The organism is Pseudomonas sp. AC252, from assembly GCF_979258105.1.
The window spans coordinates 3,895,636-3,908,874 of the sequence record NZ_OZ409837.1 but is presented as its reverse complement, the minus strand read 5'-3'; the positions used below and the strand labels follow the sequence as shown (position 1 = coordinate 3,908,874).

Annotated in this window: 7 protein-coding genes and 1 pseudogene; 5 read left to right on the top strand and 3 right to left on the bottom strand. The window is 60.9% G+C overall.

What is annotated here, in order from left to right; genetic code table 11:
- Positions 1–209: 209 nt before the first annotated feature.
- Entirely contained in the window at positions 210–3,698 is a 3,489-nt protein-coding gene (gene smc / locus ACZZZ4_RS17820; protein WP_415763168.1) for a chromosome segregation protein SMC, read from the bottom strand.
- A gap of 2 nt (positions 3,699–3,700) precedes the next feature.
- A complete protein-coding gene (locus ACZZZ4_RS17815) occupies positions 3,701–4,360 on the bottom strand; it encodes a GntR family transcriptional regulator (RefSeq protein WP_039763015.1) in 660 nt (219 codons plus the stop codon).
- 268 nt (positions 4,361–4,628) lie between these two features.
- On the opposite strand from ACZZZ4_RS17815, the gene xdhA reads away from it, so the two are divergent.
- From xdhA to guaD, 4 genes are all read left to right on the top strand, one after another.
- Complete coding sequence (gene xdhA, locus ACZZZ4_RS17810) at positions 4,629–6,083, top strand: xanthine dehydrogenase small subunit (protein WP_463548337.1); 1,455 nt, start codon at positions 4,629–4,631, stop codon at positions 6,081–6,083.
- A complete protein-coding gene (gene xdhB / locus ACZZZ4_RS17805) occupies positions 6,076–8,475 on the top strand; it encodes a xanthine dehydrogenase molybdopterin binding subunit (protein ID WP_463548336.1) in 2,400 nt (799 codons plus the stop codon). The genes xdhA and xdhB overlap by 8 nt, the downstream gene beginning before the upstream one ends.
- Positions 8,476–8,618: 143 nt before the next feature.
- Positions 8,619–9,476, top strand: a complete 858-nt coding sequence (gene xdhC, locus ACZZZ4_RS17800; RefSeq protein ID WP_463548335.1) for a xanthine dehydrogenase accessory protein XdhC — start codon at positions 8,619–8,621, stop codon at positions 9,474–9,476.
- A gap of 13 nt (positions 9,477–9,489) precedes the next feature.
- The gene (gene guaD, locus ACZZZ4_RS17795; protein ID WP_463548334.1) at positions 9,490–10,794 is read left to right on the top strand and encodes a guanine deaminase; all 1,305 of its coding nucleotides are present in this window, start codon (positions 9,490–9,492) and stop codon (positions 10,792–10,794) included.
- Positions 10,795–10,899: 105 nt separating this feature from the next.
- Here guaD and ACZZZ4_RS17790 read toward each other — a convergent pair whose 3' ends face one another.
- Entirely contained in the window at positions 10,900–11,664 is a 765-nt protein-coding gene (locus ACZZZ4_RS17790; protein ID WP_007918375.1) for a GntR family transcriptional regulator, read from the bottom strand.
- Between the two features lie 355 nt (positions 11,665–12,019).
- Here ACZZZ4_RS17790 and ACZZZ4_RS17785 point away from each other — a divergent pair.
- A pseudogene (locus ACZZZ4_RS17785) lies at positions 12,020–13,208 on the top strand (benzoate/H(+) symporter BenE family transporter).
- Positions 13,209–13,239 lie beyond the last annotated feature (31 nt).

Below are 13,239 nucleotides of genomic sequence, written 5' to 3'. Positions count from 1 at the left end.
ATAAAAAATGCTGAAAAATAAGGGGTTTACACTGCGTAAACCGCTTTAAAACGTGGCGCCAACTCTATGTTCTGACAGGCGTTTTGCCCACGTATACGAAAAATTGACATTAAACTAGCACGATCAAAGGCTTCGCAGCTACAAGCTTTAAGCTCCAAGCCACAAGCCGTCCACTTGCAGCTTGGAGCTTGTCACTTGCAGCTGCGCCGCTAGGCATCCACCATCGCCATCGCCTCCTCGACATCCACCGCCACCAATCGCGAACAACCCGGTTCATGCATGGTCACGCCCATCAACTGCTCGGCCATTTCCATGGCGATCTTGTTGTGGGTGATGTAGATGAACTGCACGGTCTGCGACATCTCTTTGACCAGGCGTGCGTAGCGTCCAACGTTAGCGTCATCCAGTGGCGCGTCAACCTCATCGAGCATGCAGAACGGCGCCGGGTTCAACTTGAAGATGGCGAAAACCAGGGCCAGAGCAGTCAGGGCTTTTTCGCCGCCGGAGAGCAGATGGATGGTGCTGTTCTTCTTCCCGGGCGGCTGCGCCATGATCGTCACCCCTGTATCGAGTAGATCTTCGCCCGTCAGTTCCAAATACGCGCGCCCGCCACCGAAAACTTTCGGGAAAAGTGCCTGTAATCCGCCGTTGATCTGATCAAAGGTATCTTTGAAACGGTTGCGGGTCTCCTTGTCGATCTTGCGGATGACGTTTTCCAGAGTCTCCAGCGCTTCGACCAGATCGGCGTCCTGCGCATCCAGATAACGTTTACGCTCCGATTGTTGCGTGTATTCATCGATGGCCGCGAGATTGATCGCACCCAGGCGCTGAATCCGCGCGTTGATGCGTTCGAGTTCTTCTTCGGCTTCGCGTTCACTGGCTTGCGCAGTCAATGTCGCGAGCACGCCGTTGAGATCGTAGCCATCTTCGAGCAATTGATCCTGCAAAGCCTTGCGGCGCACGGTCAGGGCTTGCCATTCCATGCGTTGCTGTTCGAGCTGGCCGCGAATCAGCTGCGATTGCTGTTCGGCCTGAGTGCGGCGTTTTTCCGCGTCGCGCAATTCACGATCGGCGTCTTCCAGTGCGATTTGTGCGGTCTTGAGCTCTTCATCGACGGTCATGCGTTTGTCGAGCAACTCTTCGAGCTTCAGGCGCAGTTCTTCCAGCGGCGCCTCACCCTCCTCCAGATTCAGACTCAACTGTTCGCGCTTTTCAGTCAGGCGCTCGGCCTGCATTTCCAGGCGCTCCAGCGCCTGTCGCGTGGAGTCGTGCTGGGCACGCAGCGAACCGAGACGCACGGCCAATTGATGGGCGTGATCCTTGTGCTGCCGCGCTTCCTGCCGCACACGATCAAGACGTTCGCGCAGGCTGTCGCGCTGGGCCAGCAGCAGCTCGCGTTGCTCGGTGTCGAGCGCCATGGCATCCAGCGCTTCCTGCAATTGCATGCGCGCTTCGCCGACCTGCTCGTGCTCAAGCTCGCGCTGCTCGCCGAGTTCGACCAGCTCTTCATCGAGACGGGTGCGGCGCAATGTCAGCTGTTCGGCCTTGGCTTTGCCAGCGGACAATTGTGCTTTCAGTTCGCCTTGCTGGCGCGCTTCGTCCTGCAGCAAGCGGCGCAGATGTTCGCGGCCGTTTTCCTGCTGGCGCTGTTGCGCGCGCAAGGTTTGCAGGCGGGTTTCCATGGCCTCGACCGTGGCTTCGCGCTCTTCGCGCTCCAGTTGCAGGTCTTCGATTTCCTGGCCACGGGCGAGCATGCCGCTTTCCGCTTCGCTGGCCCGGCGCACGCGCAGGAAATGCCGACCGACCCAGTAACCGTCGCGGCTGATCAGGCTCTGGCCTGCACTCAACTGACCGCGCAAGGCCAGTGCCTGCTCAAGGCTGTCGACCGGTTTGACCTGGCCAAGCCACGGCGACAGATCGATCTGCGCCTCGACTTTATCCAGCAGACTGCCCGCCACCCGCACGCCATCGCTGGCCGGGCTGAGCAGGCGCAGATCGCCCTGAGTGAAACCGGACAGATCAAAACCGCTGAAATCGTCGACCAGCACCGCTTGCAGATCGGCGCCGAGCACGGTTTCCACTGCCAGCTCCCAACCGGCCTCGACCTTCAGGCCTTCGGCCAGACGCGGACGCTCGGCGAGATTGTGTTCTTTCAACCATTCGGCGGTGCCGGTGCCCGGATCGAGCGCGGCCTGCTGCAAAGCTTCCAATGAAGCCAGACGCCCGTTGAGCCGCTGCAGATCGCCCTGCGCCTGCTGCTGCGCGGTCAACGCTTGCTGCAATTCCTGACGCAGTTGTTCGAGCTTTTCGACCTGCGCTTCTTCGCTGGTCTGCAAATCTTCCAGGGTCGCTTCGGACTCGGCGAGCTGCTCGTTGAGCGCCATGATTGCCGCGTCTTCCGGGTCGGCGGAAAGCAACGCGCGCTCTTCGGCGAGACGTTTCTGCCGGTCGGCCAGGCGCTCCATGCTGCTTTCCAGCTGTTGGATCCGCGACTGTTGCACTTCGGCCTGACGGCGCGGTTCGGCAGCGGTCAGGTTGAAAGCGTCCCACTGCTCCTGCCAACCGTGCATGGTGGTTTCGGCTTCTTCGAGGGCCGCGGCGGCTTCCTCGGCGGCGGCGCTGGTGACTTCCTGTTCTGGCGTGAGCATGTCGAGCTCTTCGCCAAGGGTCAGCAGCAACGTGCGGTCGTGGCCCAGGTGCGACTCGGTTTCCAGACGCGCGCGCTCGGCTTCTTTCAGATCGTCCTGCAACTGGCGCAGACGCTGCTGACCGTGCTGGATACTTTGCTCGACCCGGGCGATGTCGCCGCCGACCGAATAGAAGCGGCCCTGCACCAGATTGAAGCGCTCGGACAAGTCGTGGTGGCCGTCGCGCAGGCGTTCGATGGCCGCATCAGCGTTACGCTGTTCAGCGACCAACGCTTCGAAACTGACTTCCTGGTTGCCGATGATCGACTCGCGCTGGCCGACCTGCTCGTTGAGATCCTGCCAGCGCAGCGCCGACAGTTGCGCCTTGAGCTGACGCTCTTCGGCCTTGAGTTCCTGATACTTTTTCGCCGCCTCGGCCTGACGGTGGAGACGTTCGAGCTGGCGCTCCAGCTCTTCGCGCAGGTCGGTCAGGCGGGCGAGGTTTTCGTGGGTACGGCGGATACGGTTTTCCGTCTCGCGGCGACGCTCCTTGTACTTGGAGATGCCCGCCGCTTCTTCGATGAAATTGCGCAGGTCTTCCGGCTTGGATTCGATCAGCTTGGAGATCATCCCCTGTTCGATGATCGAGTAGCTGCGCGGGCCGAGGCCGGTGCCGAGGAAGATATCGGTGATGTCGCGCCGACGGCATTTGGTGCCGTTGAGGTAATAGGTGGTCTGGCTGTCGCGAGTGACTTTACGGCGGATGGAAATTTCCGCGTAGGCCGCGTACTCACCTAGCAACGTGCCGTCGGAGTTGTCGAACACCAGTTCGATGCTCGCCTGGCTCACCGGTTTGCGGCTGGTCGAGCCATTGAAGATGACGTCGGTCATCGACTCGCCACGCAGGTTCTTCGCCGAACTTTCACCCATCACCCAGCGCACGGCGTCGATGATGTTCGACTTGCCGCAACCGTTCGGCCCGACGACCGCCGCCATGTTACTGGGGAAGTTCACCGTGGTCGGGTCGACGAAGGATTTGAACCCCGCCAGTTTGATGCACTTTAGCCGCACGCTCAGGCAACCGTCAGCGCAGACACCACCAGATCGCAGCTGCGCTGGGCATACGCCGTGAGCACGATGCGGATCTGCGGCAAATCACGGGCGAGGACGGCGGCCAGCAAGCGTTCGAACAGTTCGAGGAATTCGCTCATTTCCGCCTTGCGCTGTTCAAGAGCGAGGAAATACGCGCGGCTCATCGCCGGCTGGAGGTTCTCGACGGTTTCTTGCAGGTACGGATTGTTGGCAAACGGATAGGCGGCGCGCATCACCGCAAAGCTGTCATCGACGAAGCTGCGGATATCGCCGCGTTCGTAATTGGCGGTCAGGCGCTGCTGGATCTGCACGAACGGCGCCATGTCCGACTGCACTTGCCAGCCATTGGCCACCGAATTGCCAAGCAGGATGTACAGCTCGCTCATCAGCGTGCACAGGCTCTGCACCTTGTGCGGCGTCAGCTCGGTGACGTGGGCGCCACGACGCGGCAGGATCGCGATCAGGTGACGGCGCTCGAGGATCAGCAAGGCTTCGCGGACCGAACCGCGGCTGACGTTGAGCGCCAGCGTGACCTTCTGTTCCTGGATGCGCTCTCCCGGCTTCATTTCGCCACGAATGATGCGTTCGGCGAGGTGGTGAGCGATTTGCTCGGCGAGGCTGTCCGGCGCCTTGAACGTCATGGTTGTCCTTCAAACTCTATCGATCTGCACAAGCGGCGCAGTGTAGCGCATAAGCACGGTCATGGCGGAGTGCCCACTCAGCGGTTTTTGGCACGAATCCCGCAAAAAAGCGCAGTGACCGATGAAGGTCAATACTGAATAGACACGCTGTTGATCGACGAAACGGATTTTCCTGACCTTTAAGTCAGAAAACCATTGACCGAAAAGTCAGACCTGCTAAATTCGGTTCACGTCGGTTAACAACAATAATGAGTCTGCGAGGCCTTCCGTGATCCAGTTTTTACTTAACCAGGAACTCCGTAGCGAGCACGCCCTGGACCCGAATCTGACTGTGCTCAATTACCTGCGCGAACACGTGGGCAAGCCCGGCACCAAAGAAGGTTGCGCCAGCGGCGACTGCGGCGCCTGCACTGTGGTAGTAGGCGAGTTGCAGACCGATGACACAGGACGTGAACACATTCGTTATCGCAGCCTCAATTCGTGCCTGACTTTCGTCTCGTCATTGCACGGCAAGCAACTGATCAGCGTCGAAGACCTCAAGCACAAGGGCGAACTGCACAGCGTGCAGAAAGCAATGGTGGAGTGCCACGGTTCGCAGTGCGGCTTCTGCACCCCCGGTTTCGTTATGTCGCTGTTCGCCCTGCAAAAGAACAGCGATGCGCCGGATCAGGCCAAGGCTCACGAAGCGCTGGCCGGCAACCTCTGCCGCTGCACTGGCTACCGCCCTATTCTCGCCGCTGCCGAACAATCCTGCTGCGCCAGGCCTGCGGATCAGTTCGACGCCCGTGAAGCCGAAACCATCGCCCGCCTCAAGGCCATCGCGCCGACCGATATCGGTGAACTCAACAGCGGTGATAAGCGCTGCCTGGTGCCGCTGACCGTCGCTGACCTGGCCGACCTCTACGACGCTTATCCACAAGCCCGACTGCTCGCCGGCGGCACCGATCTGGCGCTGGAAGTCACCCAGTTCCACCGCACCCTGCCGGTGATGATCTACGTCGGCAACGTCGCCGAAATGAAGCGCATCGAAACCTTCGCAGACCGCATCGAAATCGGCGCCGCCACCGCCCTCTCCGACTGCTACGAGGCGTTGAATGCCGAATATCCGGACTTCGGCGAATTGCTGCATCGCTTCGCCTCGCTGCAAATCCGCAACCAGGGCACCCTCGGCGGCAACATCGGCAACGCCTCGCCGATCGGTGACTCGCCACCGCTGCTGATCGCCCTCGGCGCGCAGATCGTGCTGTGCAAAGGCGAGACCCGCCGCACCCTGAACCTGGAAGATTACTTCATCGACTACCGCGTCACCGCGCGCCAGGAAAGCGAATTCATCGAAAAAATCATCGTCCCGCGCGCCAGCGCCGAGCAGTTGTTCCGTGCCTATAAAGTGTCGAAGCGCTTGGACGACGACATCTCCGCCGTCTGCGCTGCGTTCAATCTGCGCGTGGAAAATGGCGTGATCAGCGACGCCCGAGTGGCCTTCGGCGGCATGGCGGCGATTCCGAAACGCGCTGCGCATTGCGAAGCCGTGCTGCGAGGCGCGCCGTTCAACAACGCCGTGATCGAACGCGCCTGCGCCGCGCTGGCCGAGGATTTCACACCGCTCTCGGACTTCCGTGCCAGCAGGGAATATCGCCTGCTCAGCGCGCAGAACCTGCTGCGCAAATACTTCATCGAACTGCAAACACCGCACATCGAGACTCGGGTGACCGCTTATGTCTAACCATCACGCCGTAGAGAAGACCCAGGCTGAATTGGCCGAACTGTTCGCCAAGGACCTGACCACCGGTGTCGGCCGCAGCGTCAAGCACGACAGCGCCGCCAAGCATGTGTCCGGTGAAGCGCAGTACATCGATGATCGCCTGGAATTTCCCAATCAGTTGCACCTGTATGCGCGCCTGTCGGACCGCGCCCACGCGAAAATCCTTAGCATCGACACGCAGCCGTGCTACGCCTTCGAAGGCGTGCGCATTGTCATCACCCACGAAGACGTGCCGGGCCTGAAAGACATCGGCCCGCTGATGCCGGGCGATCCGCTGCTGGCCATCGATGACGTGCAGTTCGTCGGCCAACCGGTGCTGGCGGTCGCGGCGAAAGATCTGGAAACCGCGCGCAAAGCGGCGATGGCGGCGATCATCGAATACGAAGATCTGGAACCGGTGCTCGACGTCGTCGAAGCCCTGCGCAAACGCCATTTCGTGCTCGACAGCCACACCCATCAGCGCGGCGACTCGGCTTCGGCGCTGGCAACCGCAGAGCACCGCATTCAGGGCACGCTGCACATTGGCGGCCAGGAGCACTTTTATCTGGAGACACAAATCTCCTCGGTAATGCCCACCGAAGACGGCGGCATGATCGTCTACTGCTCGACGCAGAACCCGACCGAAGTGCAGAAACTGGTCGCCGAAGTGCTCGACGTGTCGATGAACAAGATCGTCGTCGACATGCGCCGCATGGGCGGTGGTTTCGGTGGCAAGGAAACCCAGGCCGCGAGCCCGGCGTGCCTGTGCGCGGTGGTCGCGCACCTGACCGGCCAGCCGACCAAGATGCGCCTGCCGCGCGTCGAAGACATGCTGATGACCGGCAAGCGCCACCCGTTCTACGTCGAATACGACGTCGGTTTCGACAGTAGCGGCCGTCTGCACGGGATCAACATGGAGCTGGCCGGCAACTGCGGCTGCTCGCCGGACTTGTCCGCCTCGATCGTTGATCGGGCGATGTTCCACTCGGACAACTCCTACTACCTCGGCGATGCAACCATCAACGGCCACCGCTGCAAGACCAACACCGCGTCGAACACCGCTTACCGTGGTTTCGGTGGCCCGCAAGGCATGGTCGCCATCGAAGAAGTGATGGATGCGATTGCCCGGCACTTGAAGCTCGACCCGCTGGCGGTGCGCAAGGCCAACTACTACGGCAAGACCGAGCGCAACGTCACCCATTACTACCAGACCGTCGAGCACAACATGCTCGAAGAGATGACCGCCGAACTGGAAGAAAGCAGCCAGTACGCCGAGCGTCGCGAAGCGATCCGTCGCTACAACGCCAACAGCCCGATCCTGAAAAAAGGCCTGGCGCTGACCCCGGTGAAATTCGGTATTTCCTTCACCGCCAGTTTCCTCAATCAGGCCGGTGCGCTGATCCATATCTACACCGACGGCAGCATCCACTTGAACCACGGCGGTACGGAAATGGGTCAGGGCCTGAACACCAAAGTCGCCCAGGTCGTGGCGGAAGTGTTCCAGATCGAAATCGACCGTGTGCAGATCACTGCGACCAACACCGACAAAGTGCCGAACACCTCGCCGACCGCAGCCTCCAGCGGCGCCGACCTGAACGGCAAGGCCGCGCAGAACGCAGCACAGACGATCAAGCAACGCTTGGTCGAATTTGCCGCGCGGCACTACAAGGTCAGCGAAGAAGACGTCGAATTCCGCAACGGTCACGTGCGGGTCCGCGAGCAGATCCTGACCTTCGAAGCGCTGATCCAGCAGGCATATTTCAATCAGGTTTCGCTGTCGAGCACCGGCTTCTACAAGACCCCGAAAATCTACTACGACCGCAGTCAGGCGCGGGGCCGGCCGTTCTATTACTTCGCTTTCGGCGCGGCCTGCTGCGAAGTGATCGTCGACACCCTGACCGGCGAATACAAGATGCTGCGCACCGACATCCTGCATGACGTCGGCGCCTCGCTGAACCCGTCGATTGACATTGGTCAAGTCGAGGGTGGCTTTGTCCAAGGCATGGGCTGGCTGACCATGGAAGAGCTGGTCTGGAACAACAAAGGCAAGCTGATGACCAACGGCCCGGCCAGCTACAAGATCCCGGCGGTGGCGGACATGCCACTGGATCTGCGGGTGAAACTGGTGGAAAACCGCAAGAACCCGGAAGACACGGTGTTCCACTCCAAAGCCGTCGGTGAGCCGCCGTTCATGCTCGGCATCGCCGCGTGGTGCGCGATCAAGGACGCGGTGGCGAGCCTCGGTGATTATCAGCATCAGCCGCAAATCGACGCCCCGGCCACACCGGAGCGGGTGTTGTGGGGCTGTGAGCAGATGCGCCAGCTCAAAGCGGTGAAAGCCGTCGCAGCTGAAACCGAGCTGGCTCCGCTCTAGGACCGAGGCGCGGCCATTCGCTGGCAAGCCAGCTCCCACAGGGTTTTGTGGTGCTCACAGAATTTGGATTCAACACAAATCCTGTGGGAGCTGGCTTGCCAGCGAATAGGCCCGAACAGACAACTATGTTGTAGGGGTGACATATGTACAACTGGATCGACGCCCTCGCCGACCTGCAGAACCAGGGCGAGCCCTGTGTGCTGGTGACGATCATCGAAGAACTCGGCTCGACGCCACGCAACGCCGGCTCGAAAATGGTCGTCAGCGCTGACCGCCTGTTCGACACCATCGGTGGCGGGCATCTGGAATTCAAAGCCATGCAGATTGCCCGCGAGATGCTCGCCAGCGGCAAGCAGGACACCCATCTGGAGCGCTTCAGCCTCGGCGCCAGCCTCGGCCAGTGCTGCGGCGGTGCCACGGTGTTGCTGTTCGAACCGATGGGCCAGGTCCAGGCGCAGATTGCCGTGTTCGGTGCCGGCCACGTCGGTCGCGCCCTCGTCCCGCTGCTGGCCAGCCTGCCCTGCCGGGTGCGCTGGATCGATTCGCGCGAGGCGGAGTTCCCTGAACACATCCCCCACGGCGTGCGTAAAATCGTCAGCGAAGAACCGGTGGATGAAGTCGATGACCTGCCCGCCGGCAGCTACTGCATCGTCATGACCCACAACCATCAGCTTGATCTGGAACTGACCGCCGCGATTCTCAAGCGCAACGATTTCACCTGGTTCGGCCTGATCGGCTCGAAAACCAAACGCGCCAAATTCGAACACCGCCTGCGCGATCGTGGTTTCGAGCCGAGCGTGGTGCAGCGCATGCGCTGCCCGATGGGCATCGGCGAAGTCAAAGGCAAATTGCCTGTGGAAATCGCCATCTCCATCGCCGGCGAAATCATCGCCACCTACAACGCCAATTTCGGCCAGCACAGCGCCCACGCCGAACCGATTGCCCGATTGCTGCCCGCCTCGCGCCGCAGCCAGTCCGCCAAACTCAAAGCCTCAAACTGATTAGAGAACCCTCATGCCTCTGACTCGCAAAGCCTACCGCGCCGCCATTCTGCACAGCATTGCCGACCCTGCCGAAGTCGGCATCGAAGCCTCCTACGAATATTTCGAGGACGGCCTGCTGGTGGTCGATGACGGCAAGATCAGCGCCCTCGGCCACGCCAGCGAACTGCTGCCGACCCTGCCGGCGGATATCGAGATCAACCATTATCAGGATGCGCTGATCACTCCGGGCTTCATCGACACGCACATTCACCTGCCGCAAACCGGGATGGTCGGCTCCTATGGCGAGCAATTGCTCGACTGGCTGAACACCTACACCTTCCCCTGCGAAAGCCAGTTTGGCGACAAGGCCCACGCCGACGAAGTGGCCGATATTTTCATCAAGGAATTGCTGCGCAACGGCACCACCACGGCGCTGGTGTTCGGCAGCGTGCATCCGCAATCGGTGAATTCGTTTTTCGAGGCGGCCGAGAAGCTCGACCTGCGCATGATCGCCGGCAAGGTGATGATGGACCGCAATGCCCCGGATTATCTGGTCGATACCGCTGAATCCAGCTACGTCGACAGCAAGGCGCTGATCGAGCGCTGGCACGGCAAGGGCCGTTTGCACTATGCGGTGACGCCGCGCTTCGCCCCCACCAGCACCCCGGAACAACTGACCCTCGCCGGGCAACTGCTCACGGAATATCCGGATCTGTACATGCAGACCCACATCAGCGAAAACCTCAAGGAAATCGAGTGGGTCAAAGAGCTGTTTCCGGAGCGCAAGGGCTACCTCGACGTCTACGATCACTACCAGTTGCTCGGCGAACGCTCGGTGTTTGCCCACGGCGTGCACTTGTGTGACGAAGAATGCGCGCGACTGGCAGAAACCGGCTCGGCGATCTCGTTCTGCCCGACCTCGAACCTGTTCCTCGGCAGCGGCCTGTTCAATTTGCCGATGGCGGAAAAACACAAGCTCAACGTCGGCCTCGGCACCGACGTTGGCGGCGGCACCAGTTTCTCGCTGCTGCAGACGCTGAACGAAGCGTACAAAGTGATGCAACTGCAAGGCGCGCGCCTGAGCCCGTTCAAGTCGCTGTACCTGGCAACGCTGGGTGGCGCGCGGGCGCTGCGCCTGGAAGACAGGATCGGCAACCTGCAGCCGGGCTCCGATGCCGACTTTCTGGTACTGGATTACAACGCCACGCCGCTGCTGAGCTATCGCTTGAAGCAGTCCAATAACATTGCCGAGACGTTGTTTGTACTGACGACGCTGGGTGATGACCGCACCGTGGCGCAGACGTATGCGGCGGGGGCGCTGGTGCATCAGCGCTAAGCCTCTTCGCACTGATCGTTCCCACGCTCTGCGTGGGAACGATCAGTCAGGCAAAAAATCCCCCGCACCTTTCCAGCTGCGGGGGATTTTTTTGCATCAATGAGTTCAGAGCTTGGCCGCTGGACGCCCCGGCTTCTTGGTCTGCAACAAATGCGAGAACACCGCATGCAGATCATCCGACGCGCCTTCCTCGTCGAGGTTGAGCTTGCTGTCGATGTGATCCATGTGATGCATCATCAGGTTCACCGCCAGCTCACCGTCGCGTTTCTCGATCGCGTCGATCAACTGCGTGTGTTCATCGTACGAGCAATGCGAGCGGTTGCCGCTTTCGTACTGGGCGATGATCAATGAAGTCTGCGACACCAGGCTGCGCTGGAAGCTGATCAACGGCGCGTTCATCGCCGCCTCCGCCAGCTTCAGGTGGAATTCGCCCGACAGCCGAATACCGGCGCCGCGATCGCCGCGCGAGAAACTGTCGCGCTCATCGTTGACCATCTGCCGCAGCTCGGCGATCTGCTCGGCAGTGGCATGTTGCACCGCCAATTCAGTGATCGCCCGCTCGACCAGACGCCGGGCGAGAAACACCTGACGCGCTTCCTCAACACTAGGGCTGGCGACGACGGCGCCACGGTTCGGCCGCAACAGCACCACGCCTTCATGGGCCAGACGCGACAGCGCGCGGCGAATGATGGTGCGGCTGACCCCGAAGATTTCCCCCAGCGCTTCTTCGCTCAATTTGGTGCCGGGCGCCAGACGCTGTTCGAGGATGGCCTCGAAGATATGCGCGTAGACAATATCGTCCTGGGTTCCGCTGCGGCCGGCTTTGCCTGCTCGCGGTTGTTTCTTGAGGGGTTGCAACTGTTCGTTCATGGGCACTCGAGTCGGGAAAGCTGCGGCGAATAGACCGTGACTGTAATACGGCACAGTAGGTCGCTGGCAAGTATCGCGTAAAAAACAGCGCGATTGTACACAATGAATGGTGGCAACACGACTGTACGGCTGTTTGCGCCTGCGGCTGTATTGCAACGGTTTGTCAGGTTTGAGTTTAGGCTTGATCGCAGAATCCGCCTTCTACGCACAATCCCCGTAGGAGTGAGCCTGCTCGCGATGGCGGTGTGTCATTCAGCAATAATTCGACTGACACACCGCCATCACGAGCAGGCTCACTCCTACAGGGGATTGCATCAAAGGGGACATCTCCATTGCTATAAGGAACACCGCCGTCATGACCGACGCCACCCACGCCCGCCTGCGCCCTCTTGCCGACACTTCGCCTTCCGCCATCGTCGCCGGTTTCATCGCGATGATGACCGGTTACACCAGCTCGCTGGTGCTGATGTTCCAGGCCGGACAAGCGGCCGGCCTGAGCAGCGGGCAGATTTCTTCGTGGATCTGGGCGATTTCGATCGGCATGGCCGTATGTTCGATCGGTCTGTCGCTGCGCTATCGCACACCGATCACCATCGCCTGGTCGACCCCCGGCGCGGCGTTGCTGATCACCAGCCTGGGCGGCGTCAGTTACGGCGAGGCGATCGGCGCCTACATCACGTGCGCGGTGCTGGTGACGATCTGCGGCCTGACCGGCAGCTTCGAACGGCTGGTAAAAGATCCCGGCCTCTTTGGCGGCGGCCTTGCTGGCAGGGATTCTGTTCAAGATCGGCAGCGAAATCTTCGTCGCCGCGCAACACCGTACCGGGCTGGTGCTGGGAATGTTCTTCACTTATCTGGTGGTCAAGCGCCTGTCGCCACGCTATGCGGTGCTCGCAGCGCTGCTGATCGGCACCGCGCTGTCGGGCTTCATGGGGCTGCTTGATTTCAGCGGCTTTCATCTGGAAGTGGCCACCCCGGTGTGGACCACGCCGCACTTCTCCCTGGCCGCAACCATCAGCATCGGCATTCCGCTGTTCGTGGTGGCGATGACCTCGCAGAACATGCCCGGCATCGCCGTGCTGCGTGCCGATGGCTATAACGTCCCGGCCTCGCCGCTGATCACTACCACCGGCATCGCCTCGCTGTTGCTGGCGCCGTTCGGCTCCCACGGCATCAACCTCGCGGCCATCAGCGCAGCGATCTGCACCGGCCCGCATGCCCACGAAGATCGCAACAAGCGCTACACCGCCGCGGTGTGGTGCGGGGTGTTCTACGGGATTGCCGGGGTGTTCGGCGCGACGTTGGCGGCATTGTTTGCGGCGTTGCCGAAAGAACTGGTGCTGTCGATTGCTGCGCTGGCGTTGTTCGGGTCGATCATCAATGGCTTGAGCATTGCCATGAGCGAGGTGAAGGAACGGGAAGCGGCGTTGATCACCTTTATGGTCACGGCGTCGGGGTTGACGCTGTTTTCCATTGGTTCGGCGTTCTGGGGGATTGTGGCGGGGGTGGTGACGCTGGTGATTCTGAATTGGCGTAAAGACTAAAAGCAAAGATCGCAGCCTTCGGCAGCTCCCG